Source organism: Parafrankia soli (genome assembly GCF_001854695.1).
Classification (GTDB): Bacteria; Actinomycetota; Actinomycetes; order Frankiales; family Frankiaceae; genus Parafrankia; species Parafrankia soli.
The window spans coordinates 118,774-143,735 of sequence record NZ_MAXA01000213.1 but is presented as its reverse complement, the minus strand read 5'-3'; the positions used below and the strand labels follow the sequence as shown (position 1 = coordinate 143,735).

At 71.7% G+C, this 24,962-nt stretch carries 22 protein-coding genes, 1 pseudogene and 1 riboswitch; of the genes and pseudogenes, 11 read left to right on the top strand and 12 right to left on the bottom strand.

Annotation, left to right across the window (positions count from 1 at the left end; all coding sequences use genetic code 11):
* The first annotated feature begins 30 nt into the window (after positions 1-30).
* Together BBK14_RS16955 and BBK14_RS16950 are read left to right on the top strand one after the other, a co-directional pair.
* A complete protein-coding gene (locus BBK14_RS16955; protein WP_071063646.1) occupies positions 31-945 on the top strand; it encodes a hypothetical protein in 915 nt (304 codons plus the stop codon).
* Between the two features lie 256 nt (positions 946-1,201).
* Positions 1,202-2,014, top strand: coding sequence for a VIT1/CCC1 transporter family protein (locus BBK14_RS16950; RefSeq protein WP_083391020.1), 813 nt, complete (start codon positions 1,202-1,204; stop codon positions 2,012-2,014).
* A 102-nt stretch (positions 2,015-2,116) separates the two neighbouring features.
* On the opposite strand, the gene BBK14_RS16945 is transcribed toward BBK14_RS16950, so the two are convergent.
* The 3 genes from BBK14_RS16945 to BBK14_RS16935 all read right to left on the bottom strand — a co-directional run bounded on the left by BBK14_RS16945 (position 2,117) and on the right by BBK14_RS16935 (position 5,639).
* Entirely contained in the window at positions 2,117-3,616 is a 1,500-nt protein-coding gene (locus BBK14_RS16945) for a class I adenylate-forming enzyme family protein (RefSeq protein ID WP_071063642.1), read from the bottom strand.
* A 14-nt stretch (positions 3,617-3,630) separates the two neighbouring features.
* Positions 3,631-3,945 (bottom strand): hypothetical protein, encoded by a 315-nt coding sequence (locus BBK14_RS16940; RefSeq protein WP_071063881.1) that lies wholly within the window; start codon positions 3,943-3,945, stop codon positions 3,631-3,633.
* 200 nt (positions 3,946-4,145) lie between these two features.
* Complete coding sequence (locus BBK14_RS16935) at positions 4,146-5,639, bottom strand: TetR/AcrR family transcriptional regulator (protein WP_071063640.1); 1,494 nt, start codon at positions 5,637-5,639, stop codon at positions 4,146-4,148.
* Between the two features lie 264 nt (positions 5,640-5,903).
* Between BBK14_RS16935 and BBK14_RS16930 the strand changes: the two genes are divergently transcribed.
* Positions 5,904-6,371, top strand: a complete 468-nt coding sequence (locus BBK14_RS16930; protein ID WP_071063638.1) for an ester cyclase — start codon at positions 5,904-5,906, stop codon at positions 6,369-6,371.
* On the opposite strand, the gene BBK14_RS16925 is transcribed toward BBK14_RS16930, so the two are convergent.
* Positions 6,323-7,174 carry an SAM-dependent methyltransferase gene (locus BBK14_RS16925; protein WP_083391036.1) on the bottom strand — a complete coding sequence of 284 codons (852 nt, stop codon included), beginning with the start codon at positions 7,172-7,174 and terminating at the stop codon, positions 6,323-6,325. The genes BBK14_RS16930 and BBK14_RS16925 overlap by 49 nt on opposite strands.
* Before the next feature lie 420 nt (positions 7,175-7,594).
* Between BBK14_RS16925 and BBK14_RS16920 the strand changes: the two genes are divergently transcribed.
* Positions 7,595-8,128, top strand: a complete 534-nt coding sequence (locus tag BBK14_RS16920; RefSeq protein ID WP_020462410.1) for a pyridoxamine 5'-phosphate oxidase family protein — start codon at positions 7,595-7,597, stop codon at positions 8,126-8,128.
* A gap of 165 nt (positions 8,129-8,293) precedes the next feature.
* On the opposite strand, the gene BBK14_RS16915 is transcribed toward BBK14_RS16920, so the two are convergent.
* The 3 genes from BBK14_RS16915 to BBK14_RS16905 all read right to left on the bottom strand — a co-directional run bounded on the left by BBK14_RS16915 (position 8,294) and on the right by BBK14_RS16905 (position 11,859).
* Positions 8,294-9,043 carry a neutral zinc metallopeptidase gene (locus BBK14_RS16915; RefSeq protein ID WP_241831600.1) on the bottom strand — a complete coding sequence of 250 codons (750 nt, stop codon included), beginning with the start codon at positions 9,041-9,043 and terminating at the stop codon, positions 8,294-8,296.
* A gap of 277 nt (positions 9,044-9,320) precedes the next feature.
* Complete coding sequence (locus BBK14_RS16910; RefSeq protein ID WP_071063633.1) at positions 9,321-10,940, bottom strand: sulfatase family protein; 1,620 nt, start codon at positions 10,938-10,940, stop codon at positions 9,321-9,323.
* Between the two features lie 265 nt (positions 10,941-11,205).
* Complete coding sequence (locus BBK14_RS16905) at positions 11,206-11,859, bottom strand: lysophospholipid acyltransferase family protein (protein WP_071063631.1); 654 nt, start codon at positions 11,857-11,859, stop codon at positions 11,206-11,208.
* An 89-nt stretch (positions 11,860-11,948) separates the two neighbouring features.
* Between BBK14_RS16905 and BBK14_RS16900 the strand changes: the two genes are divergently transcribed.
* From BBK14_RS16900 to BBK14_RS42880, 6 genes and pseudogenes are all read left to right on the top strand, one after another.
* Positions 11,949-12,578, top strand: coding sequence for a TetR/AcrR family transcriptional regulator (locus tag BBK14_RS16900; RefSeq protein ID WP_241831597.1), 630 nt, complete (start codon positions 11,949-11,951; stop codon positions 12,576-12,578).
* A 106-nt stretch (positions 12,579-12,684) separates the two neighbouring features.
* The gene (gene recD2 / locus BBK14_RS16895; RefSeq protein ID WP_071063627.1) at positions 12,685-14,919 is read left to right on the top strand and encodes an SF1B family DNA helicase RecD2; all 2,235 of its coding nucleotides are present in this window, start codon (positions 12,685-12,687) and stop codon (positions 14,917-14,919) included.
* Between the two features lie 134 nt (positions 14,920-15,053).
* A riboswitch (SAM riboswitch) is annotated at positions 15,054-15,167 on the top strand.
* A gap of 36 nt (positions 15,168-15,203) precedes the next feature.
* Positions 15,204-16,712, top strand: coding sequence for an aminotransferase class V-fold PLP-dependent enzyme (locus BBK14_RS16890; RefSeq protein ID WP_071063624.1), 1,509 nt, complete (start codon positions 15,204-15,206; stop codon positions 16,710-16,712).
* A gap of 214 nt (positions 16,713-16,926) precedes the next feature.
* Positions 16,927-18,630 carry a DUF262 domain-containing protein gene (locus tag BBK14_RS16885; protein WP_071063622.1) on the top strand — a complete coding sequence of 568 codons (1,704 nt, stop codon included), beginning with the start codon at positions 16,927-16,929 and terminating at the stop codon, positions 18,628-18,630.
* A gap of 50 nt (positions 18,631-18,680) precedes the next feature.
* Complete coding sequence (locus BBK14_RS16880) at positions 18,681-19,892, top strand: type II toxin-antitoxin system HipA family toxin (RefSeq protein ID WP_241831595.1); 1,212 nt, start codon at positions 18,681-18,683, stop codon at positions 19,890-19,892.
* Positions 19,846-20,181: pseudogene (locus tag BBK14_RS42880) on the top strand (helix-turn-helix domain-containing protein); the annotation flags it as partial. The gene BBK14_RS16880 and the pseudogene BBK14_RS42880, both read left to right, overlap by 47 nt.
* Before the next feature lie 33 nt (positions 20,182-20,214).
* On the opposite strand, the gene BBK14_RS42875 reads toward BBK14_RS42880, so the two are convergent.
* From BBK14_RS42875 to BBK14_RS16855, 5 genes are all read right to left on the bottom strand, one after another.
* Complete coding sequence (locus BBK14_RS42875) at positions 20,215-20,544, bottom strand: hypothetical protein (protein WP_071063618.1); 330 nt, start codon at positions 20,542-20,544, stop codon at positions 20,215-20,217.
* Positions 20,545-20,560: 16 nt separating this feature from the next.
* Positions 20,561-21,193 (bottom strand): ATP-dependent Clp protease proteolytic subunit, encoded by a 633-nt coding sequence (locus BBK14_RS16870; protein ID WP_071063616.1) that lies wholly within the window; start codon positions 21,191-21,193, stop codon positions 20,561-20,563.
* Positions 21,190-21,924 carry a ClpP family protease gene (locus BBK14_RS16865; protein WP_071063614.1) on the bottom strand — a complete coding sequence of 245 codons (735 nt, stop codon included), beginning with the start codon at positions 21,922-21,924 and terminating at the stop codon, positions 21,190-21,192. The genes BBK14_RS16870 and BBK14_RS16865 overlap by 4 nt, the downstream gene beginning before the upstream one ends.
* Positions 21,925-22,169: 245 nt before the next feature.
* Positions 22,170-22,628, bottom strand: coding sequence for a MerR family transcriptional regulator (locus BBK14_RS16860; RefSeq protein WP_020462400.1), 459 nt, complete (start codon positions 22,626-22,628; stop codon positions 22,170-22,172).
* A 188-nt stretch (positions 22,629-22,816) separates the two neighbouring features.
* A complete protein-coding gene (locus BBK14_RS16855; RefSeq protein ID WP_420849168.1) occupies positions 22,817-23,281 on the bottom strand; it encodes a MerR family transcriptional regulator in 465 nt (154 codons plus the stop codon).
* A gap of 592 nt (positions 23,282-23,873) precedes the next feature.
* On the opposite strand from BBK14_RS16855, the gene BBK14_RS16850 reads away from it, so the two are divergent.
* Positions 23,874-24,770, top strand: a complete 897-nt coding sequence (locus tag BBK14_RS16850; protein ID WP_071063610.1) for an NUDIX hydrolase — start codon at positions 23,874-23,876, stop codon at positions 24,768-24,770.
* The last annotated feature ends 192 nt before the right edge of the window (positions 24,771-24,962 follow it).

Here is a 24,962-nt window from a genome sequence, read left to right as displayed (position 1 = left end):
CACCATCCCCGCCACCACTGGTGGCGGGTCATGTGCCTGACCGGCGTCGACTACTTCTCCGCGCTGGGCTACCAGCCGGGCATCGCCATCCTCGCGGCCGGCGCGGTGAGCCCGATCACCACGGCGGTGCTCGTCGCCGTGACACTGTTCGGGGCGCTGCCGGTCTACCGGCGGGTCGCCGGCGAGAGCCCGCGTGGTGAGGGCTCGATCGCGATCCTGGAGAAGCAGCTCTCCTGGTGGAAGGGCAAGCTGCTGGTCCTGGTGCTCCTCGGCTTCGCCTGCACCGACTTTCTGATCACGATCACCCTCTCGGCCGCGGACGCCACCGCGCACATCCTGGAGAACCCGTACGCGCCGGACCTGCTCGCCGGCCACGAGGTCGCCGTCACGCTGGTGCTCCTGGCCCTGCTCGCGGCCGTGTTCCCGCGCGGGTTCACCGAGGCGGTGGGGATCGCCGTCGTCCTGGTCGTGGTGTACCTGGCCCTGATCGTCTTCCCGAAGCTCGCGCTGGGACTCTCCGGCTTCGAGACCGGTGTAGCGGTGATGCCGCTGATCCGCGGCGGCCCGGACAGCCCCGACGACACCGCCGACACCGACGCGAACCCCGCCGGCCGGATCCGCGGCGCGCGGCGGCTGCTCACCACGGCGGCGCTGATCATGGCCGTGCTGCTGTTCACCAGCAGCCTCGCGACAACGGTCCTCATCCCCGAGCGGCTCGCGGAGCCCGGCGGCCCGGCGAACGGGCGGGCGCTGGCGTGCGCCTCGACGAGACGGCCACCCGGTGGGTCACCGAGGCGGCCCGTTCCGGGGCGCTGCACCTGGTCGCCAACGAGTTCGACACCGGCGACGCCGCCGAGTACGCCGACAACCCGGACTCGTCGGAGTTCGAGGGGCGGCTCGACGTCTGCGGACGGGAGCGGCACGGGTACGGGATCCTGCAGCTGACCAGCAACTCCGTCCCGAACGCGATCGCGGCCCCGCTCCTGCACCTGCGCGACCTCACCGGCACCAGGCCGAACGTGTACTTCGAGTGGTCCGAGGGCAACCCGCTGCAGAATCTGGCGCGCTTCGTGTTCTTCGGAGCCGGCGAGGTCGCCTCGACGACCCGGGAGATCCTCCGCGAGGCCGAGCCCGACCCACAGCGCCGCCCGTTCGTCCACGTGGCCTGAGCGGCTCCGGCGAGGGGGTGTGGCGCTGGCCCATGGCGTCGGCCCGAGGACGGTCGACCGCCGTAGCCTCGTCCCTCGTGAGACGAGGCGGCAACGGCGACCGAGTGGAGCACGAGCGGCCTGCGGGCGGGCGGTCGGCGAGGGCGCGGACGGGGGAGGCGCATCCCTCGAAGCACTCGGCGGGCGCGGGGTGGCTGCGTCCCGCGGTGTTCGGGGCGATGGACGGTCTGGTCAGTAACGTCGCGCTGATCAGCGGGTTCGCGGGCGGGGACGCCGGGCGGCCGGCGATCGTGCTGGCCGGGCTCGCGGGCCTGGCCTCCGGGGCGTTCTCGATGGCGACCGGGGAGTACACCTCCGTCCGCTCGCAGAACGAGGCGATGCGGGCACAGATCGAGGTCGAACGGCGGGAGCTGGCGCTGTATCCGCAGGCCGAGCACGCCGAGCTGGTCGGGTTCTTCCGCGATCAGGGGGTCGACGCGCCGACCGCCGAGTCGGTGGCCCGCCAGCTGGCGCACAGCCCGGACACGGCGCTGCGCGTGCATGCCCGCAACGAGCTCGGCCTGGATGTGGACGATCTGCCGTCCCCGCTCGGCGCGGCCGGTGCGTCGTTCGGTGCGTTCGCCCTCGGCGCGCTGGTGCCGGTGGCGCCCTACCTGGCCGGGTTCGCCTCGTTCGCGATCGCGGCCGTGCTCGCCGCGCTGGGGCTGTTCGCCCTCGGGGCCGCGGTCAGCCGCTTCACCGAGCGCTCGGCGTTCTACAGCGGCGCCCGCCAGCTCCTGCTGGGCCTGGTCGCGGCTGCCGCCACCTACGGCATCGGCGTCCTGGTCAACGCCTTCATCGCCTGACGCCTCGCTGTCACACCTGACTTCGAGGCCAGCCGCAGCGGCTCCCGCCGCGGCGGCCGGCGGGCGGCGATCCAATCGCCGCGCACCGGCCGCCGCCGGTGGTCAGGAGGAGAACGCCTGCTCGAGCTCGGTGCGCAGCACCCGGCGGAGCAGCTTGCCGTTCTCGTTGAACGGCAGCTCCGAGCGGAACTGGATGTGCTCCGGGGTGCGGCTGGACCGGAGCTGGGCTCGCACGTGGCCGCGCAGCTCGTCCTCGGTGACCTCGCCGGAGGTGACGACCGCGGCCACCACCTGCTCCCCCCAGTCCCGGTGCGGGATGCCGACGACGGCGGCCTCCTCGACGGCGGGATGGGTGATGAGCACAGCCTCGATCTCGCCCGGGGACATGTTCTCCCCGCCGCGCACGATGACGTCGTCGAGCCGGCCGTGGACGTACAGGTAGCCGCCCGAGTCGAGGTGGCCCTCGTCGCGGGTCGGGAACCAGCCGTCGTTCTCGATCCGCCCGATGCCCAGGTACTCGCCGGAGACCTGCCCGCCGCGGACCCAGATCTCACCGTGCTCGCCGGTGGGGACCTCCTGGCCGCCCGGGTCGCGGATCGTGACCTCCAGGCTCGGCAGCGGCTTGCCGACCGACCCCAGCCGCGCCCGTACCTCCGGGTCGTCGCTGCCGATCGCGGCCTGGTGGTCGTCCGGGCCGAGGACGGCGATCGTGCTCGAGGTCTCGGTGAGCCCGTAGGCGTTCACGAACCCCACGTGCGGGAGTGCGGTGACCGCGCGCTCGATGACCGGCAGTGGCATGGGCCCGCCGCCGTAGGAGATCGACCGCAGGGACGGCAGCCCCTGGCCGTCGGCCTCGATGACGTCGAGGATGCGGCCGAGCATGGTCGGCACCACCATCGCGTGCGTGACCGACTCCGCCCGGACGAGGTCGACCCAGGCCCGGGGCTCGAAGCTCTCGAGCTGGACGACCCGACGTCCCGAGTAGGTCGACGAGCAGGACGCCGACACCCCGGCGATATGATACGGCGGGACGCTGACGATCGCGACCTCGTCCTCGGCGGAACCGGCGAACTCGACCGTGGAGATGACGTACTCGGTCAGGTTGCGGTGGCGCAGCACAGCGGCCTTGGGCTCGCCGGTGGTGCCGCTGGTGAACAGCAGCACGGCGATGTCCTCGGGGTCGCCGCCCCAGCCGTCGGCCTCCTTGGCCTCGGTGTCCGCGGCGATGGCGAGCAGCTCGTCCCGGGTGACCAGGTGGATGCCGTCGATGTCGCCCAGCCGCTCGGCGACGCCGGCCCCGACGACGACGGTGGCCGGCGCGGTCCGGGTGACGATCGCGCGCAGCTGCTCGTCGGCGAGCCGGTAGTTGATCGGCACGAACGGTTTGCCCGCGATCGCCGACCCGAACAGGGTCAGCGGGACGGCGGGCGAGTTCAGGTCGATCAGCCCGACCCGGTCTCCAGGCAGGGTCTGCAGCGCGGCACCGACCCGGCGCGCCTGGTGCGCGAGTTCGGCGAAGCTCAGCCCGCCGACGCGCGGACCGAGCGCGACCCGGTCGGCCAGGCCGTCCGCGGCCATCTCCAACAGCATCCCGAGGTGCATGTGCTTGTCGCCCGTCAGTCCGAGGAGGGGAGAGGCTTGGCGTCCTTCAGCGGGAGCGGGACGTCGCCGATCGACAGCGATCCGGCGCCGGCCTTGGTGCACAGCAGCTCGAGCCCGGACTCGGGGTCGGCGAACCGCTTGCCCAGCGGGGTGCCGGCGCTGAACGCCGGGTCGAGGGTGAGCCCGGCGGGTGCCTCCGCGCCGACCTCGATCACCGGGTGGCCGCCGCAGCGCAGGTCGACGGCGGCCGCCGGCGGCTTGACGACGATCACCTCGGTGTCGCACACCGTGGACTTGTAACGCGTACCCGGCTTGACCAGGGTGCTCACCCGTGTGACCTCCTCGTTCGGGCATCCCACCGCACATCCGCGCGGGGGGGCCATTCTCCTCGCACCAGACTCTCAGAATCGCCGCCGAGATGCCGTGCCACCAGCCGATTGCCGGGCACGACGCCGCCGAGAGTCACCAGGCGTGAGGACGGCGGCCCCCGACGGTGACGGTGGCGGGGGCCGCCTGCGAGAAGCCGGCGTCAGGGCCGGGGGAGGTGGCGTCCCGAGGGGACGGACGTGGCGTCGGCCCGGGCGCTGTCGCGGTCGGCGCCGGCGGGCTGGGAGTCGTGGGGGCCGCTCTGGGGGCACAGGTGCGCGCGTTCGAGCACCGTGGCGACGAGGTCGACGATCTCCGCGAGCGGGCGGTCCGGCTCGGCCGCCACCATCGCCTCGGGCAGTCGCTCCAGCAGGGTGAAGAACGCGATGCTGGCGACCCGCGGATCAAGCGGATGCGACCAGCGCGCCGGGCCCAGCAGGGCGGTGTAGCCGGTGTGCAGCCGTTCGCCGACGAGCCGGCGGGCCGCGTCGAGACGTGGGTGGCACGGCCGCCGGTCGAGCCAGGCCCGGGTGACGCCCAGGTACCGCAGGTGGAACGCGACGGCGTCACCGAGCCAGCTCCGTAGCTGGGCGGAGTCGCTCCCGAGAGCCGGGCCGATCCGCCGCAGCCGGCCGTCGAGCTCGGTGATCGTCTCGATCGCCTCGTCGCTCAGCGCCACCAGCAGGTCGAGTTTCTCGTCGAAATACTTGTAGAACGTGCCGCGCGCGTAACCCGCCTCGGTGACGATGTCGTCGACCGAGCATTGGTGGTAGCCCTTTTCGGTGAAACATCTGATCCCGGCGTCGAGAAGCCGCCGAACGGTCACCGTGGCGCGGCTGCTGAGTTGCCGCAGACGGCCGTCCGGCGGCAAGGCCGGCAACGGCCCGGTCGCCGGTGCCGGTACGGACCAGAGGCGTTCTCCGGTGCTCGGCGGGCGCGGGGTGGGGATCTCCCGGCTCAGCTGGGCGAAAACACTCACGGGGGTGTGCGGGAAAAGAATGAGCTGGACCAGCACGGCGAGGTTGTCGGTCAGGTAGTCGGTACCCATCGCCGTGCCGCGGGCGGCCGGCCCGGTGCCGGGGTGTTCACGGCCGAGCGGCGCATCGGCATGGCGCGTGTAGTTACAGCTGCTCACCAGCGCGGTCAGCGCCAGCGCCGCGTCGGCGGCGGCGAGGCCGGTCACCCCCGACGAGGTGAGCCGCTGCGCGATCCGCTCCCGGTAGGCAGCCGAGAAGCGGCTGACCAGCGGTGGTATCGCGGTGCCGGGCGAACTGACGTTCGCCCACTGCACGAACATCGTCGCGTACCTGTCGTACACCCAGGCCCACTCACCGAGCCACCAGTGCAGATTGTCGAAGCCGAGCTCGCCGGGTTCCAGCGGGCCGATGCGGCGAACCACCCGCATGAGCGCGCCGCCGCATTCCTCGAGCAGCTCGACGAAGATCTGCTCCTTGCTCTCGAAATACTGGTACAACGTGGCCCGGGACACCTCGGCGGCCTTCGCGATGTCGTCCACCGACGTGCCGTGGAAGCCCTGGGATTCGAATAGCGCCAGCGCCGTGTCGACGATGCGCGTGCGGGTGCGTGAACCGCGTGCCCCCACCACCGGACTGGTGGGGCCGTAGCTCGCCCGTCGCAGGATCTCGTTCTCGGACATCCATGTCAGAGTATGCGAACGGATCGCGATGCTTTCCGTTCTGCGGCGCGGAACGCCGTCGCCCGCCGAAAGGTGGAATTCAGTCGGCTGGTCGGCTCCCGGCTGTCTCACCGCTCCTGGTGGACGGCGGGTCGTCGCGGAGCCTGGCGCGGCTCGCCCGGCCATCGCTACGATTTCGGCCGGCTCCGCGGCCTGCGCGCCGGCGCGCCTGCGGACTCTGCGGGCCTGCGGATGCACGGGCGCACATGGACGAGGGGGAGGCACGTGGGCGAGGCGCTGGACACGGTGCGGCGGATGCTGACCGCCTTCGACGAGGCGGACGACGTCACGCTGCGGTCACTGCTCGCCGCCGACGTCGTCATGGAGGCGCCCGGCCCGGTCCGGCTGAGCGGGCGGGACGCGGTCGCCGACTACAGCGCCCGGTTCCTCTCCGCCTTCGCCGACCTGACGGTGCAGACCCACGTCCTGGCCGAGCAGGGCGAGATGGTCGTCGAGGAGTACACGCTCGTCGCCACGCACGCCGCGACGTTCACCACACCCGCGGGTGAGGCGCTGCCGCCCACCGGGCGGCGGGTCTCGGTGCGCATCGCCGAGGTCTACCGGGTGCAGGACGGCCACATCACGGAGAACCGCTTCTACTTCGACGCGGCCCATCTGTACCACCAGCTCACCTCTGCGCCAGCTCACCCCGCTGTCAGCTCACCCTCTGCCCGCTCATCCACCGCCCGCTGAGCCGTGACGAAGTAGCCGGCGACGGGCATCTCCGCCGGGATCGGCCGGCGCAGCTCGATCGCCACGGTGGTGGAGTCGATCTCCCGGCCGCGCCAGCCGTGGTCACCCAGCCAGGCGGGGGAGGCCCCCTCCAGGCCGCCCTTCCACAGGTCGGCGAACTCCCCCAGCGGGGGGACGTTCCGGGCCTCCTCGACCATCTCCTCGGCCAGGCCCTTCGCGTCCTCCAGCGCGAGCCGGCTGCCCGGAGCCGAAAGACGGGTGACGTCGGTGAGCAGGCGTTCGGCCTCCTCCGCGGACAGGTAGACGACGATGCCTTCGGCCAGCCAGGCGGTGGGCTCGGCCGGGCGGAAGCCGGCATCGAGGATCTCATCGGCCCAGTCCTCGGTCAGGTCGGCCGACACGGCGTGACGTTCGCACCGCGGCCCGGTCCCACCCGCGGCCAGGACCCGCTCCTTGAAGGCCAGCATGTCCGGCCGGTCGACCTCGAACAGGCGCGTCCCGGCCGGCCAGGGGAGGCGGAAGGCGCGGCTGTCGAGACCGGCCGCGAGCAGCACCATCTGCCGGACGCCCGCCTCCGCGGCGGCGAGCAGCTCGTCGTCGAAGAACCTGGTTCGCACGACCAGATAGGCGTTCATCATCTCGGCGAGTGCGCCCAGCCGGCCGCCGGCGTCGGGTGGGATCAGCGGCAGCGCGTCGCCCGCCGCGGCCACGAACGCCGGTGCCAGCCAGTCGTCGAACAGCCGGTCCGGACGCTCGCTCTCCCCGGCCCGGATCCACGCCGTGGCCAGAGCCGTCCGTCCCACGCCATGCGGAACCTCGTTCATGTATCGAACGTAGTTCAGTCCTTCCGCAGGGTGCTGACGATCGGCCCATTGTGGTATAGGTGTGGCCTTCGTCCCGACTGGCCCGGCCCGGCGGTCGTGCCGGCGGTCGTGCCGGCGTCAGCACCGGCGTCAGTGGCGCCATGGACGCCGGCCCGCACCCGCTCCGGCGGCCCGGGTCAGAGCGGGCGCGGTGGCCATCCGGCCCGCCCGCCGCGTCCGGACGGCGGGTCCCGCGCCGGCCGCATGCACCGGCGGATCGCGGCGACAGGCCCTGCCTGCCCCGGTCTGGCCGGGCCTACGGTGGCCCAGGTACCGAGGGATCACCCCGGTACCGGACCAGAGCCGTCTCGGCGACGCCGTCCGGCGCCCCGGCGGCGACCTACGACCACGGAGGCCGTCATGACGCGGACCGACGCTCCTGCTCCGGCGACCATCGGCGCTCCGCTGGGCTCCGGTGCTGCGCAGCGCACCAGCGACCGGGGGAGCATCCCCCGGTCGGGCATCCCGCGTGACCACGCCGGCTTCGGCGTCCTGACCTTCGACATCTGCGTGCGGCTCGTCGCCGGCGAGCGGATTGGCCGGGTCGCGTTCGTCGCGGACGGCGAGATCCTGGTGCTCCCCGTGAACTACATCGTGGACGGCAACACCGTCGCGTTCCGGTCCCGGGTGGGCTCGAAGCTGTCCGCCGCCACCAACCACAGTGTCGTCGCCTTCGAGGTGGACGGCTACGACGCCACCGTCGGTGTCGGCTGGAGCGTGCTGATCAACGGGTGCGCGGAGGCCGTCCGGGAGGACGCGGAGATCGCCCGGCTCGAGGCCAGCGGGCTGGCTCCCTGGTCGGTGAACCTGGAGCGGCCGAGCTGGGTCCGCATCCACTGGGACTCGGTCTCCGGGCGGACCACCATGCGTCCGCCGACCGCCGACGAGTGCTGAGCCGCCCGCCGAGCCGCGCTCTCGGGCGGCCGCCGAACCGGCCCCTGGGCCGTCCGTCGAGCCGGCCGCCGACCCGGCGGCGGGGACGCCGGGCCCGCCGGTGCCCCCGCGCGGCCGGCGCCCCCGCCCAGGCTGTCAGCCGCCCGCGCGCCGTCAGTCCCGCCGTCAGCCCGTGACGCTGCCGTTCGGGGACTGGCCGATGCGGCGGCAGGTGGAGATGTCCTGCTGGTAGCCGAGGTCGAACGCCTGCGCCCGCTGCATCGGCGTGCCGTGGGCGTCGGGCGCGGACGCCTCCTGGTCGAACCAGCCGCCGCGGGTGTCGCCCAGGCTGAAGAAGAGCATCGAGCCGTTCACCGCCTCGGTCGAGGTGAGCCGGCCCGCGTCGACCGCGAAGCGGGCCTGCCCACCGGCCAGGCAGTCCGCCTGGTTCTCCTCGGCCCGGGACACCGCGCCGAGGGTCCCGCCGATCCGGTCGCCGCGGTGGCCCAGCTCGTGCATGATCACAAATGCCGGATAGGACGGGCCGCCGGTCTGGTCGAGCTGGGCCATGAAGTCGGTGCTGTACGCGACCGTGTCGTCGGTCGTGCAGTAGAGGGCGTTGTCGGCGAACACCTTCGGGTCGGTGACGCCGTCCGCGCACGCGATCTTGGGAATCTCGCCGTTGCGGTAGGGGACGTAGTGCGGCTGGGTCCACGCGGCGCCCAGATGGGCGCGCCAGTAGCCGTTCACCGACCCCGGGCACTCGGCGGGCTCCGAGATCAGCGTGTCGACATCTGCCAGGGTCCCGATCTTCCCTCCGCAGGACGGGGTCTGTGCCCAGGCCGCCGAGGCACCCGTCGGAGGGATGCCCAACCAGCCCGCAAGCAGAAAGAGCGAAAGGGCGAATACGGCCGCAACGGCCTTTCTGGCGCGCACGACGGCCACCGTAGAGGTCATTTCGGCCATCCGGGGCGGGCCGGTCGACTCCGTGGCACACCCGTCGTCGCCGGGATGGCCGCAATGGGTGTGCCCGTATTTCCCGGATTACCGGTTCAGCCTGGACAACGCCGTGCGGGTGACCTTCGCCATGCGGTCCGCGGCATTGTGTGACGGTCGTCCCGTACCCGCTCCGGGAGGCACCGACGGGTCATCCGAAATCCGCTTCGGGCCGGGGCCGCAGCCCGGCCCGAAGCGGATTTCGTCCGACTCGGTCCTACGTCCGGCAGGTCGCTCCGGCGCATGTGGCGAGCGCGTCCAGGCGGCTGTCGAGGCGTGCGACGAGCTCGGCGTTCGCCGCCCGTCCCGCCGGGGTCGCCAGCAGGTTCGTGAGCTCGTACGGATCGTTGGACAGGTCGTAGAGCTCGCGCTCGTGGACCACGGTCCGGTCCGTGTCGTACCAGCGCACGTACGTGTACCGGTCGGTGCGCAGCCCGCTCCAGGCTGGGATGTCCAGGTAGTGGGCGACCGGGTCGGTGGCGGCCGCCACGATCGGCTGGCCGGGCACCTGCTCGGCGGCGATGCCGTCGTCACCCTGGCCGCCCGGGCCGGCGTACTGGCCCAGCAGGTCCGAGCGCCACTGCGCCGGGTCCTGCCCGCGCAGCAGCGGCGCGAGTGACATGCCGTCGACGTCCGCCGGGACGGGCACCCCGGCCAGCTCCAGGAACGTCGGCGCGATGTCGATCGCGGCGACCATGTGGTCGTCGGTTCCCCTGGTCACCCCAGGCCCGGCGACGACCAGCGGGACCCGCAGCGACTCCTCGTACGGCGCCATCTTGTGAATCAGCCGGTGCGCGCCGAGGTTGTAGCCGTTGTCCGAGGTGAAGACCAGGTAGGTGTGGTCGAGCTCGCCGGTGTCGCGCAACGTCGTGACGATGTCGCCGACCATGTCGTCGAGCGCGAGGAGCGATCCCATCCTGTTCCGGTAGTCGTTGTCGTTGATCAGGTTCACCTGGGCGCTGCGGACCCCGGCGCTCGTCCGCAGCCACGCGGGCTTGTCGCTGACGTCCGGCTCCTGGTAGTTGGGCGAGCGTGGCGCGAGATCGTCCGTGAACGGATTGTTGCTGTCGCGCGGCGCTGGCGGCAGCGGCAGGTGCGGGGCGGTCGAGGCGGCGTAGAGCATGAACGGCTCGTCCTTCGCCGCCGCCCGCTCGAGGAAGTCCACCGACTTCGCGGCGACGACGTCGGTGGAGTAGTTCGCGGGATCGGACGGGCCGCCGTAGTGCACGATCGTCCCGTTCTCGTTCAGCGCGTAGTTGTAGCCGGTGTAGAAGAAGTTGTCGACGCTGCCGTACCACTCCGTCCAGCCCGGAGGAACGTGGTCGGGCACGTCCTCGATGCCGTTCATGTACTTGCCGACGAGCGCGGTGTTGTAGCCGCTGTCCTGCAGGTACTTCGCGAAGGTGCGCTCCTCGTTGCCGTTCGCCGCGAACGTCGCCCAGCCGCCCTCGTCGCCGCTGTTGGTGAGCACCCCGGTGTTGTGCCCGTACTTTCCGGTGAGCAGCGACCCGCGGGCCGGGCAGCAGATCGGGGTGGGCGCGAAGCTCTCGGTGAAGGTCAGGCCGGCGTCGCGGATGAGCGCTGCCGTCCTCGGCATCGCCTCCCAGTAGGGCGAGGTGGTCGCGTCGAGGTCGTCGGCGGGGATGAAGACGAAGTTGGGCCGCTGCGTGTCGGCTGCCAGCGGCGTGGCTGCCAGCGGCGTGGCCGACAGCCCGGGCGGCGTCGATGGCTCCGGGCCGCCCGCGGCGGCGAACACCGCCGCGCCGAGGACCGCGACCAGGAGGCTGGCCGTCCCGATCCGGGCGCGTGTTCCGAGCGGCCGATGTCGTCCGGGCACAGAGCACTCCCTTTTCCGTGGTTGCCTCCGGCCGGGATTCGTGTGCACCGGCCGTGGCCGCGCCGGCGGGCGGCGGCCGGCCCATCCTGGCCGGCGCGGATTCGAGAAAGACGAACGGAACATGTGCCCGGGATGTGAGCGCGCACGGCGTGCCCGCAACAGTTCCACGAACCGGTGAACCCGTGGACCCGTTTGGCCCGCGAATCCGCCAACTAGTTCTGTCGAGAAATTCGTGAGTCGATGCGCTCAACCCGGTACACGGCGTTCAGGCGTGTGGGTCCGGCCCGCGGTGGTCCGTGGCGTACGCGTCGACGTACTCCTGGCCCGAGTGGTCGGCCAGCACCCGCATGAGCTCGTCCGTCGCGGATCTGATCACCATCCGCTCGGTCGGCGCGGGGCAGCCCGGCGGGCCGTCGGCGAGCACGCGGCGGTACCGGGAGAAGTCCAGGGGGCGGCCGACGATGATCTGGACCCGCCCGCGCCGCCAGCAGCGCCGGCCGCGTGGGCTCACCGCCTCGGTTCCCTTCAACACGACCGGGACGACCGGTGCCCCGGTGGCGAGCGCGACCCGGGCCACCCCCGTCCGGCCCCGGTAGAGCCGGCCGTCCGGCGATCTCGTGCCCTCCGGGTAGATTCCCCACGCGCCGCCGGCCTCGAGGACCCGGACAGCGGCCGTGAAGAACCAGCGGACCAGCCGCCCCCGCACCCCCCGCCCGGTGAAGTACTCCTGCTTCGTCAGGAACGTGATCCGCCGGGGGACGAGGCGGACCAGGAAGAACGAGTCGGCCACGGCCAGGTGGTTGCCGGCCAGGATGACCGGCCCATGCCGCGGGATGTGCTCCGCGCCGGTGACGGCCGGACGTCCCAGCAGGCCGAGCAGCGGCCCCACCACCAGCACCTTGATCAGCCAGTACGCCATGCGCCCGCGCCCTCCTGGTCCATCCGGCCGGCGGGCGGCGTCCCGCCGAGTAGACACTGTCTACTTCGGGGATGGTAGACACTGCCTACGTGGCGGGTGAAGGGGCGCTGCGGCGCCGGCTGGTCGAGGTGGGCACGGCGATGCTCGACGAGGGTGGGCTGGCCGCCGTCAGCCTGCGGGCGATCGCGCGGCAGGCGGGTGTCTCGCACGGCGCGCCCCGGCGGCACTTCCCCACCCACGCGGCGCTGCTTGCGGCGATCGCGGCCGAGGGGCTGGCCGATCTCGCCTCCCGTCTGGCCGGGGTCCGGGCGGCCGGCGAGGCGGCCGGAGCCTCCCCGCACGAGTGCGTCGTCGACGCCGGGTCCGCGTACGTCCGCTTCGCTCGCGAGCGGCCCGCCATGTTCGAGCTGATGTTCCGGCACGACATCCTGGTCGGGTCGGGGGAGAACCTCCGTGAGCGGAGCCTGCCGCTGTTCGACGCCTGGACCGATCTCGTCCGGGCCGCGCTGCCCGCGCTGCCCGCGCCGCCCGCCGGAGCGGGCGCGGGCGCGCCGGAGCAGGTGCGCAGGCGGGCACTGCTGGCGTGGACGCACCTGCACGGCATCGCCGTGCTCGCGGCCAACGAGAGCCTGGGGCTGGTCACCGCATCACCCGATCCCACCGAGCTGGTCGTCGAGGCGATCGGTGTCCACCTGTGCCCGGACGCGGGGCCGCACTGATCCGCCTGCTGCCGGCGTCGACACTGTGAGCGAGGATGGCCGGATTCCCGACATGCCACGGGCGACCGCCGAAGCCCGGATCGCCGAAGCCCCGGAGTGACCAGCCGTGTCCCGACCCGCCGCAGTGCCGTTCCAGCTCGCCGTGCTCGAGGCCGTCCTCGAACGGATCACCTATGCCAACGAGGAGACCGGCTACACGGTCGCCCGGGTCGACACGGGCCGCGGCGCGGACCTGCTGACGGTCGTCGGCGCGCTGCTCGGCGCCCAGCCCGGCGAGTCGCTGCGGATGCGCGGGCGGTGGGGCTCGCATCCTCAGTACGGCCGCCAGTTCCAGGTCGAGGACTACACCACCGTCCTGCCGGCCACCGTCCAGGGCATCCAGCGGTACCTCGGATCAGGCCTGGTCAAGGGGATCGGGCCCCGGTTCGCCGAGCGCATCGTCGAGCACTTCGGCGTCGACGCGCTGGACGTCATCGAGACCGAGCCGGCGCGGCTCATCGAGGTGCCGGGCCTCGGCCCCAAGCGGACGAAGGCGATCRCCGCGGCCTGGGAGGAACAGAAGGCCATCAAGGAGGTCATGGTCTTCCTGCAGGGCGTGGGCGTCTCGACCTCGCTGGCGATCAAGATCTACAAGCAGTACGGGGACGCCTCGATCGGGGTGGTGCGCACCGAGCCCTACCGGCTGGCCGCCGACGTGTGGGGCATCGGGTTCCGCACCGCGGACACCATCGCGCAGGCGGTTGGCATCCCACACGACAGCCCGCAGCGCATCAAGGCCGGCCTCGCGTTCACCCTCTCCGAGGCCACCGACAGCGGCCACTGCTTCCTGCCCGAGACCCGGCTGATCGCCGACGCCGTGCGCATTCTCGGCGTCGACACCGGCGCGGTGATCGAGGGGCTCGGCGAGCTGATCACCGAGGAGGGGGTGGTGCGCGAGGAGGTCCCCGGCGAGGATCCGGAGCAGCCGGTCGCCGCGGTGTACCTCGTCCCGTTCCACCGCGCCGAGATCTCCGTCGCGGGGCAGCTGCTGCGCCTGCTGCGGGCCGACGAGGACCGCCTTTCCGTGTTCGCCGCCGTCGACTGGGAGCGGGCGCTCGGCTGGCTGCACACCCGTACCGGGGTCGAGCTGGCGGCGGCGCAGCGGGAGGCGGTCACCCTCGCTCTCACCTCCCGGGTGGCGGTGCTGACCGGCGGGCCCGGCTGCGGGAAGAGCTTCACGGTGCGCTCGGTCGTCGAGCTGGCCCGCGCCCGGCGGGCGAAGGTCGTCCTCACCGCCCCGACCGGACGGGCCGCCAAGCGGCTCGCCGAGCTGACCGGCCACGAGGCGTCGACGGTGCACCGGCTGCTCGAGCTGCGTCCCGGCGGCGACGCCGCCTACGACCGGGACCGCCCGCTCGACGCCGACCTCGTCGTGGTGGACGAGGCGTCCATGGTCGACCTGCTGCTGATGAACAAGCTGGTCAAGGCCGTCCCGCCGGGCGGGCACCTGCTGCTGGTCGGCGACGTCGACCAGCTTCCCTCCGTCGGCGCCGGGCAGGTGCTGCGTGATCTGCTCACCACCGGCACGCCGATCCCGCACGTGCGGCTGACCCAGGTGTTTCGCCAGGCCAGCGAGTCGGGCGTGGTGACCAACGCGCACCGCATCAACCGCGGGGACCATCCGCTGGTGCGCGGCCTGGACGACTTCTTCCTCTTCGTCGCAGAGGAGGCCGAGGATGCCGCCCGGATCACCGCGGAGGTGGTGGCGCGGCGGATCCCGGCCAAGTTCGGCCTCGACCCGCGGCGCGACATCCAGGTGCTCGCGCCGATGCACCGCGGCCCGGCCGGCGCCGGGGCGCTCAACATCGCGCTGCAGGAGGCACTCACGCCGAGCCTRCCGGACCGCCCCGAGCGCCGCTTCGGCGGCCGGGTGTTCCGGGTCGGCGACAAGGTCACCCAGGTGCGCAACAACTACGACAAGGGCGCGAACGGGGTGTTCAACGGGACGCTCGGGGTGGTCACCGCGCTCGACAACGACAGCCAGACCCTGACCGTCCGCACCGACGAGGACGAGGACGTCGACTACGAGTTCACCGAGCTCGACGAGCTGACCCACGCCTACGCGGTGACGATCCACCGTTCGCAGGGCAGCGAGTACCCGGCCGTGGTCATCCCGCTGACGACCAGCGCATGGATGATGCTGCAGCGCAACCTGCTGTACACCGCGGTGACGCGGGCGAAGAAGCTGGTGGTCCTGGTCGGCTCGCGCCGGGCCATCGGGCAGGCGGTCCGCTCGGCCGGCCACGGGCAGCGCCACACCGCGCTCGCGCACCGCCTGCAGTCCGCCGGGCGCTCCGGATAATTTTCCGCGGCTCGCGGCTCGCGGCTCGCGGTCGAAGCGCGCGATTCGCCGTCCGCTGGATGTTCCGGGTATTTCGGCCCGGTCTCGGTGTCTCTGCGGTGTCCGTCCGGCACGGGCTGCTACAGTTTTCGCCAGGTCCTGAGCGCCAGCGTCAAGCCCCGGCTTGCTGGCCGGCAACCCTCCTCCGCGGTGGGGTGCCCCGGGTGTGACCAGGCCCGCGGCGAACCCGCCGTCGGCAAGTGCGGACCCCCTCTGGGTCCACCGGGGCCCAAGGAGGCTTCGTCGTGTCCTTTTCGTATGCCACCACGTCTCCCGACGTTGATCGGGAAGGGCCCGCCGTCGGCGCGCTGCTCGACGTGGTGGGGGCCGGCATCCCCGTTCCGCTCGCCGACGGACGCGAGGTCCCGTACGCCAATCTCGACCAGGCCGCCAGCGCCCCCTGCCTGCGCGGGGTCGCCGAGCACGTCGAGCGCGTCCTGCCGTACCCGGCGAGCGTGCACCGCGGAACCGGCTACTCCTCCGCGGTCTGCACCGCGCTCTACGAGGGGGCCCGCGACGCCGTGCGCACGTTCGTCGGCGGCCGCCCGGACGACGTCGTGATCTTCACCCGGAACACCACCGACTCGGTGAACCTGCTCGCCCGCTGCCTCCCGCCGCAGCCGCCCGACCCGGCGCGGACGTCCGACCCGGGCCACGCCGTGCCCGGCGGGGTCGTCGTGTTCGACCTGGAGCATCACGCGAACCTTCTCCCGTGGCGGTCCCGGCCGGGCTGCCGGTGGGTGCCCGCCGCGCCCACCCGCGCCGACACGCTGCGCGCGCTCGCCACCGCCCTGGACACGGCACCGACCTCGCTCGTCGCGGTGACCGGCGCGTCCAACGTCACCGGCGAGGTGCCGCCGCTCGCCGAGATCGTCCGGCTGGCGCGCGCGGCCGGCGCGCGGGTCTTCGTGGACGGCGCCCAGCTCGTCCCGCACCGTCGGGTCGACATGGCCGCGCTCGGCATCGACTACCTCGCGTTCTCCGGGCACAAGCTGTACGCGCCGTTCGGCGCCGGCGTGCTCGTCGGACGTCCGGACTGGCTGGCGGCGGCCCCGCCCTATCTCGCCGGCGGGGGCGCCGTGCGTGAGGTGACCAGCTCCGCCGTGGCCTGGGCGGACGGCCCGGCCCGGCACGAGGCCGGCAGCCCCAACCTCCTCGGCGCGACGGCGATCGCGGCCGCCTGCCGGCTGCTGGGCGCGCTCGACGCCCGCGACCTGCACCAGCACGAGGACCTGCTGCGCCGCCGCCTGGTGGACGGGCTGCGCGCGATCGAGGGGGTCACCGTCCACTCCCTGTGGGCCGACGGCGACGACCCCACCGAATCCGAAGCGGCCACGAGGCCCATCGGGGTCGTCACCTTCTCGGTCGCCGGGCGTGATCCCGGCTTCGTCGCCGCCGTCCTCTCCGCCGAACACGGCGTCGGGGTACGCGCTGGACGCTTCTGCGCGCATCCGCTGCTGGCCCGACTCGGGGCCGACAGCGGCGCGATTCGCGCGAGTGTCGGTGTCAGCTCGACGAGCGCCGACGTCGACAGGCTGCTGGCCGGGCTGGCCGAGCTCGTCGGAGATGGCCCGCGCCAGCGGTACCACGAGCTGAGCGAGGGCGGTTGGGCTCCGGCGTCGGACGATCGCACACTGCCGCCCTGGGTCGCCGCGTACCTGGCGACCGATCGCGTCCCCGGCCGTGTGTCCGCACCGGGCTACGGGCCCGACAGCGCCGGACTGCCGGCGTACTCCACCCCCTGCGGAACCTGAGAACCCCTCCGGAACCTGAGCCGGCCCGAATCCGGCCGGGCCCGAACCTGAGCCGGCGTGGACGTGGCGCTCCACGCCGGTACCGTGCGGCGCACGGCGCGTTCGGGAGATTCGTTCCCGACCCCCGCGCGTATGGTGGACGTGCGCGGAACGTAGCGGAGTGCGCGGGGTAAGTCGGACGCAGGTCCGACGCGAGTAGCGCGAGGGCGGTCAGATGTCGACGGGGGGCCTCGAAACGCAGCCCAGCGCGACCACGTACGAACTCGAGGATCTGGTGGTCCGTGCCTGGGAGGGGCGAATCCGGGTACCGCACTTCCAGCGCGACTTCCGGTGGAACAGCCAGGATGTGCTCCGGCTGTTCGACAGCATAATCCGGGGATATCCGATCGGTAGCCTCCTGCTGTGGGTCCGCGCCTCGGAGCAGGCCACCGTGACGCTGGGGGCGCTCGTCATCGACGCGCCATCGGGAGACAACACTCTGTGGGTCGTCGACGGGCAGCAGCGGATCACGAGCCTMGCGAACGCCCTGCATCCCGAAGGCAGCCGGCGAGCGCCCTTCACTGTCTCCTACGACCTTCGGAATAACCTCTTCGTGAGTCGGCCGAAACAGGCGGAGATCTATCACATACCGCTCCCTGTGCTGTTCGACCTGGACCGTCTGATCGACTGGTTCTCCGAGGTGGGGGAGAGCGCCAAGGAGTACTTCCCGGAAGCACGTCGGGTCGCGAAGCTGCTTCGTCAGTACAAGGTTCCCACCTACCTGGTACGGCAGGACGACGAGGCGGTGCTCACCAGCATCTTTGACCGTATGAATAACTACGGGAAGCGGTTGAGTCGCGCGGAGATCTTCTCCGCCCTCTTCGCTGGGCCGGAGAAGAGTGCGGCCGACGACCTCACCATTCCCCGCATCGCGGAGGAGATCGCGGACCGAACCGGCTTCGGTCTCATCGATTCCAACACGGTGCTGCACGCCATCCTGGCCCGCCGTGGTTCGGATCCGACGCGTGACATCCGCTCCGAATTCGACGACTCCGGCCGGAGGAGMTCACCGGAGTTCCCCGGAGAGAGCCGTGATAGTGCCTATGTCCAGGGCAAGGAGGCACTGGTACGGGCGGTCATCTTCCTTCAAACGGAGGCCGGAGTTCCGCATATCTCGCTGCTGACGTACAAGGCTCTTCTCGTGGTTCTTGCCCGGTTCTTTGCTCATTTTCCAGAGCCGGCAAGCCGGAACCTGAAGCTTCTGCGTCGTTTCTACTGGCGAGTATCCATTGATGGTCCCGTGGTCTTCAAGGGAAGCTTCACCCAGATGAGCCGGATGCTCAGCGCCCAGGTCGTTCCGGGTGATGAGACGACCTCTGCCCAGGGGCTTGTACGGGCGATGGGTGAGTCGACTCGAACGATACCCGGCGCCGACCGGTTTCGGACCAACGAGGCAGTCGGAAAGATCATACTGTGCTCCTGGTGGGCGCTCCGGCCCCGTTCACCTGTGTCGGGCGAGGTGTATGACGCGAGTGAGCTGGCGGAGCTGCTCGCGGAGCAGTCGACCGCGGCGCTCGCGGTACACCGGATCTTCTCCCGCAGGGTGAACATGCTGGAGCAGCTCTGGGCCGCCAATCGAATATTCGTGCCGAGCCTGACCGACTCGTCCGACACGTTTCTCGAGTTCTTCGTGACTCGTCCACCCACATTGACTGAGGCCCAGTGGGGAGCGGTGCTCACCTCCTACTGTCTGGACCCGCACTCGCTGGGTCTCCTGAACGCCGGGAACCGCTCGGAGTTCCTTCAGGTCAGGCAAGAGGTCATCCGGGAAAATCTGCGGTCCTTCGTACTGCGGATGACGGAGTGGGACTACGAGGACACCCCGCCCCTCGCCTCACTCGACTTCGACCTCCCCGACTCGGACTACGTGGACGGTTAGAAATGGTGCCGGCCAGGTCGACGTACGCCGTCCTTCTCCACGGCTCCCGGGTGGGAACGCTTCGCCAGCGTGGTGACCACACGCAGTTCTCTTTTGTCCAGGAATACCTGGAGACGCCGAACCGCCCGGTTCTTGGGCTCCGTTTCGAAGAGAACCTCGGTGCGCCGTACTCCGCCGCGCTCCGCCTGCCGCGGTGGTTCTCGAACCTCCTCCCGGAAGGACCGCTGCGGGCGTGGATCGCCGCTGACCGTGGAGTTTCTCCCGACCGGGAAATGGAACTACTGGCTCAGGTGGGGCACGATCTTCCCGGGGCGGTCCAGGTCGTCCAGGTCGAGTCCGACGACGAGACCTGGGAACCGACTGGACGGAAGCGGGAACAGCCCACCCCGGCAAGATCGGCGCCCGAGTCGCCGTGGCGGTTCTCGCTCGCGGGCGTGGCACTGAAGTTCTCGATGTTGGAGCGGGGCGACCGTCTCACGGTTCCGGCCCGCGGCGAGAACGGCGACTGGCTGGTGAAGTTTCCCGACTATCGGTTCCCGGACGTCCCGCGTAACGAGTACGCGATGATGTCGATTGCCCGTGACGCGGGCCTCGACGTTCCCGATGTGCGGTTGGTCCACCGCGACGACCTCGAGGGACTGCCCGCCCGGATGTGGCCGAACGACGAACAGTGGGCCTACGCGATCAGGCGGTTCGACCGGCATCAGGACGCGGACCGGACGCCCGTGCATATCGAGGACCTCGCCCAGGTGCGCGACAAGTACCCGGACGCCAAGTACGAGGGAGACTTCGAGACCATCGCGGCGCTGGTATACCGAGGTCGTGATGTGCGTGCGCTCCGCGAGATGGTCCGCCGGCTGGCCTTTTCCATCCTTGTCGGAAACGGTGACGCGCATCTGAAGAACTGGTCGCTGATCTATCCGGACCAGAGAATTCCCACCCTGGCCCCGGTGTACGACATCGTCTCCACCGTGGCCTACCGGTCCCATGGCGGTCATGTCGAGGATCTCGGCCTGCGCTTCGACGGAAGCAAGCGTTTCGAGGCGGTGCGACTGTCTTCCTTCGGCAGGCTCGGAGACAGGCTTGCCACCCGTTTCGGGGCGATCGACGCGGATCTGGTGGAGACCGCGGCCACGGTGTGCGACGACGTGATGCGGCACTGGGCGGCACACCGCGAGATCCTCGCCGGCAACACGCGCCTCGCAGCCGAGATCGATGGCTGGATCAGGGCGGCGCAGGCGCGGATACGCCCGTCGCGGTGAGCACTCGCGGATGTCCGCCGTCCGGGCCCGGTTGCCCGCGTACGCTTCGCACAGGGCACTGTCGCGCTGGGAGGTAGCGGCCTTGACGACGATCGCCGGAACCGCGGCGGGTGGTGGTGTCACGCCGGCACGGGCCGCCGGACCGGCCGCGCCGCCGCTGCGCAGGCTCATCGGCGCGGTGCTGCGCCGGCTCCGCCAGGCACAGGGCCGCACACTGCGGGATGTCGCAGAGGCCGCGCAGGTCTCCATGCCCTATCTCTCGGAGGTGGAGCGCGGGCGCAAGGAGGCATCCTCCGAGGTACTGGCCGCGATCTGCCGGGCGCTAGACATAAGGCTGGTCGACCTGCTCGCCGAGGTGATGACCGAGCTGGCCCGGTACGAGCCGCTGCCGTTGCCGGCGTCGCACGCGGTGGCATCGCATGCGGTGGCGGTCCAGCAGCCCGGGGTGTCCTGTTCCGTGGCGCCCGGTGCCATGACGCTCGGCGGGCTGGCTGCCGCCGGCGTCGGTGGCGTCGCGGCGCATGTCGCACTGGGCGCCCATGTCGTCGTCGCCCGCGGTGGTCGGGCCCTCCGCCGGAGTCCGGGCCACCGCCGCCGTGCGTTCCTGGTCCGGCTCGCCGCCCGGCCGGGCCCGGGGCGTCCGCCCGCCCACCTTGGTGCGATCGGGTTCAGGCCGCCGGGCGACGGACCTTGCGGCTCGCGACGACCTCGTCCACGATCCCGTACTGCCGCGCCTGCTCGGCGGTGAGGATCGTGTCGCGTTCGACGTCCCGTCGGATCTCGTGTTCGGCCCGCCCGGTGTGCTCGGCGAGCATCCGCTCCATCAACGCGCGCAGCCGCAGCACCTCCCGGGCCTGGATCTCCAGGTCGCTCGACTGGCCCTCGCCCTGCGCCGAGGGCTGGTGGATCAGGATCCGGCTGTTCGGCAGCGCGACGCGCTTCCCCGGAGCGCCCGCGGCGAGCAGGATCGCCGCCGCGGACGCGGCCTGGCCCATGCACACCGTGGCCACCTCGGGCCGCACGAAGCAGATCGTGTCGTAGATCGCGGTGAGCGCGGTGAGTGATCCGCCGGGCGAGTTGATGTAGATCGAGATGTCCCGGTCGGGATCCTCACCCTCCAGGAAGAGGAGCTGCGCCATCACGTCGTTGGCGGAGGTGTCGTCGATCTGCGTGCCGAGGAAGATGATCCGTTCACGGAGCAGCTTCGAGTACGGGTCCATCGAGTATTCGCCGCGGGGGGTGCGCTCGACGACGTTCGGCAGCACGTACCGCGCGGACGCGGCCATCGGGGCCGGGGTCATCGGAGGGCCACCCGGCTGTCACCGCCGCCGGCTGCCCGGCTGTTCGCGTCCGGGGTGACCTGGTCGACCCGAGCGATCACCCGGTCGACCAGGCCGTAGTCCCGGGCCTCCTCGGCGGTGAACCAGCGGTCACGGTCGGAATCCGCCTCGATCCGCTCGACGGGCTGTCCGGTGTGCTCGGCGATGCGTTCCTGGATCAGCCGCTTGGTGAACAGGAGCTGCTCCGCCTGGATCGCGATGTCGGTCGCGGTCCCGCCGATCCCACCGGACGGCTGGTGCATCATCACCCGGGAATGGGGCAGTGCGAACCGCTTTCCGGGCGCCCCGGAGGAGAGCAGGAACTGACCCATCGACCCGGCGAATCCCAGCGCGACGGTCGCCACGTCGTTCGCGATGTACTGCATCGTGTCGTAGATGGCCATTCCCGCGCTGACCGACCCACCCGGCGAATTGATGTACAGGTGAATGTCCGCGGACGGATCGTCACTGGCGAGAAGGAGCAGCTTCGCGCAGATCGCGTTGGCGACGGTGTCCTCGACCACCGAGCCGAGGAAGACGATCCGGTTCTGGAGGAGCCGGTGGAACACCTGGTCCTCGAATGGGCCGGCCGCCGTCCCCGGGGCCTCGCCGTACTGGCCGGTGCCGGTGCCGGTGCCGGTGCCGGTGCCGATGTCGGTACCGGCGCGTGGGCGGTGTGGCCGGCTGTGTCGCGGCTGATACAGGGCATTCATGGTGCGCGTGACCTCCCGCCGGCCCGACGGGGTGTGGGGATCGAACGAAGTGGCCGGCCAGGCCAGCGTCGCCGAGAAACGGGCCGTCGGACGGCCGGTCTGCCCGTGGCAGATCTGCCCACGGCAGAGCGCCGGAGCGGGCGCCGGGGATCCGAGGCGCCCGTGCCCGGCGGCCGCCCGCTACCGGGCAAAGGTGCTCCGGGAGCGCTCGATCGCAGGACGCCCGATCGCCGGGACGGCCCTGCCTAGAAGGCGTCCGGATCGATGTCGAAGCGCAGCCGGGCTCGGGCGGTGTCGTCGTGCAGCGTGACCATGAAGTCCTCGGCGACGCGGACCTGCTCCTGCAGCGAGGCCAGCTTCTCCTCGGCGAGGCTGACCCAGGTCGCCAGCCGCTCCTGGAGCTCCTCGCGCCGCTCGCGGGCGAGGCCCTCCCGGTCGATCTCCTCGCGCAGGCCGAGCAGCGCCCGCATCTCCTCGAGGGTGAAACCCAGCGGCTTCATCTTCTTGATGAGAAGGAAACGATCCAGAGCGTCGTCGTCGTAGAGCGGATAGCCACCGGGGCTCTCCCCGACGGCCACGAGCAGGCCAGCTTCCTCGTAGAAGCGGACCGTCCGCAGGGAGAGCGCGACCAGGGTGGCGACCTCTCCGATCTCGTAGACGCCGCGGCGGGCTGAGGAAGAGGTGATGTTGCCTGTCGTGGACAATTCGACCCTTACGTCGGTATCACGGGCGAGGTGACGGTGGCGCGAGCGGAACCGTGTCGGCTGGGCGGATCTCGGTGCGACACTCCCGTAGGCGGGTTCGTGACCAGCATATTGCGGACGGGCGGCGGCCCGCGTACGCGGCGGCGTTCGCGGTGGTCCGCGTAGGCGTGGCTCAGCGCCGGGGCGGTTCACCGCTCCGGGTGATCGGTCCGCTCCTCCGAGCGTGATCGTTCGACGTCGCCGTGCAGGCCGACGACGAAGTCCTCGGCGACGCCGGCCTGCTCACGCAGCGTCGCCAGTTTCTCTTCGGCCAGGGCGACCCAGGTCCGCAGCCGCTCACGCAGCTCGGCCCRCCGCTCGGGGATCAGTTCCGGGTCGGCCAGCTCGTCGCGGACGGCGAGCAGCGACCGCATCTCGTCCAGGGTGAAACCGAGCGGCTTCATCTTCCGGATGACGAGGAGCCGGCTGACGGCGTCGTCGTTATAAAGACGGAATCCGCCGGGCGTCCGGCCGGCCGGTACCAGAAGCCCGGCCTCCTCGTAGTAGCGCACCGTTCGCAGCGACAATCCCACCCGCTCGGCCACCTCTCCGATCTGGAGGGTGTTGCGTCGGATCAGGCTGGGGAGGGATTCGTCCCTGCGCATCGTCGACAAAGCTACCCTTACGTCAGGGTCGGGAACCGTGGGCCGCGGCGCGAACCGGTGGCCGAACGGGGTGACTCCCGAACACGTCTGCATAGACTGTGCCATTGGTACGGAGCACTGTACGACGTCGCAGACCGGGGCGGAAATCGGCCCGACAGGCGATGTCCGCGTCCGGCGCCGGCGTCGGGGGAGGGTCTACCCGCGCTGCAGGGTCATCGCTCCTATGCGGATCGTGACGGTCCGGTGTCCGTGCGGGCGGGCCGGGTGGCTCCTGAGTAAAGGCGCGCCGGCGCCCCACCGGTCGATTGCCAGGTGATCGCCGGCTCATTGTCGGGTTAAGTCGCTTTACCGTCGGGTCATACCGGTGATTGTCGTCCTGCCGACATCGGACGCACGCTGACGATGTGGCGGGCATGACGCACTGGGATGTACACGTGGGTGTCGGCACCCGAACGCGCGACCCGAACGCGCGCGCGATCGGTCAGACTCGACATGTCGGTGCCGGGGGTCTCCACGGCGCCGTCACCGCGCGGACGGCCCGACCGGCGGCGGCCGGCGCGGCGCGCCCGCCGTCGGCGACGAGTGGAGGTAGGCGGCAGCCGTGAGCATCACCAACGAGGCGGTCGGGCGGGTTCTCGCGGCGTACCTGACCGCCCATCCCGGTGACCGCGAGCGGTTGGGACCGCTCGTCCGTGCGTCGGCGGCCCCGGCCCGGGGTTCGGCCCGGCTGACCTCGCGCCGGACGCTGCCCGGCCACGTGACCTGCTCGACGGTCGCGGTGAACGACGAAGGCCGCATTCTGCAGATCCATCACCGGGCGTCGGGCCTCTGGCTCCAGCCGGGAGGCCACATAGAGGACCGCGACGGCTCGCTGTTCGGTGCGGCGCTGCGGGAGCTGGCCGAGGAGACCGGGATCGGCCGCCGCCGCGTCAGCGCGATCAGCGAGCAGCCGGTGGACGTCGACATCCACTGGGTGTCCGCGAGTGCCGCCCGCGGCGAGCCGGAGCACCTGCACTACGACTTCCGCTTCCTGGTCGAGATCCGCGGCTCCGGGCTCGCGCCGGTCGAGACGGGCCTCGATCCCGATGATCCGGAGACGACGCGGCCGCTGTCCGCCCCTCCGCTGTCCGCCCCTCCGCTCGCCGTCCCTCCGCTCGCTGTCCCTCCGCCCGCCGTGCCCGTGGCCACAGACGGCCCCGCCGGGCGGACGGCCTCGTCCCCCGGGGTGGGCGCGTCCGGGCCCGTGCCGCCGGGGGTGGCGGGGACGAAGGTGCCGGGGCCGTCGGCGGCCCCGCCGGGTGCCCACGGAGCGGCTGGGGCAGCATGCACGCCGATGCCGGGCACGGCGCAGGGAACGGCGGCCCGAGTGCCGGCGGGGGTGATTCTGCAGGTTGAGGAGGTCGCCGGCGCCCGCTGGGCCGAGGTGTCGGCGCTCGGCGGCCGGCTGGCGCGCCGCGTGGCGGCCGCGCTGGTCGACCCGGGCGCCAGATGCCGATGATCGTTGCCGTGCGGGCCGTTCGTCCCGAACGGGTGTAAGCACCGGCACGGTCCGGCCCCGCGCTTCGCCGTTCCTCCGATCCCGGGGCACGATCTTCTCAGACCGGCGGTCGGGCCCTGCCCAGGCGGGACGAGGCCCAGGGGTGAACACTTGGACGCGCGACGTCGCGCGCATGACCCCGGACGGCGTCGC

What these genes read in the sequence shown, in the direction of transcription:
- BBK14_RS16955 (WP_071063646.1), top strand. Translation starts at nt 31, where the DNA reads ATGTGCCTGACCGGCGTCGACTACTTCTCCGCGCTGGGCTACCAGCCG.
- BBK14_RS16950 (WP_083391020.1), top strand. Translation starts at nt 1,202, where the DNA reads ATGGCGTCGGCCCGAGGACGGTCGACCGCCGTAGCCTCGTCCCTCGTG.
- BBK14_RS16905 (WP_071063631.1), bottom strand. Translation starts at nt 11,859, where the DNA reads ATGGCGTACTGGCTGATCAAGGTGCTGGTGGTGGGGCCGCTGCTCGGC.
- BBK14_RS16920 (WP_020462410.1), top strand. Translation starts at nt 7,595, where the DNA reads ATGACGCGGACCGACGCTCCTGCTCCGGCGACCATCGGCGCTCCGCTG.
- BBK14_RS16870 (WP_071063616.1), bottom strand. Translation starts at nt 21,193, where the DNA reads ATGACCCCGGCCCCGATGGCCGCGTCCGCGCGGTACGTGCTGCCGAAC.
- BBK14_RS16935 (WP_071063640.1), bottom strand. Translation starts at nt 5,639, where the DNA reads ATGTCCGAGAACGAGATCCTGCGACGGGCGAGCTACGGCCCCACCAGT.
- BBK14_RS16865 (WP_071063614.1), bottom strand. Translation starts at nt 21,924, where the DNA reads ATGAATGCCCTGTATCAGCCGCGACACAGCCGGCCACACCGCCCACGC.
- BBK14_RS16945 (WP_071063642.1), bottom strand. Translation starts at nt 3,616, where the DNA reads ATGCACCTCGGGATGCTGTTGGAGATGGCCGCGGACGGCCTGGCCGAC.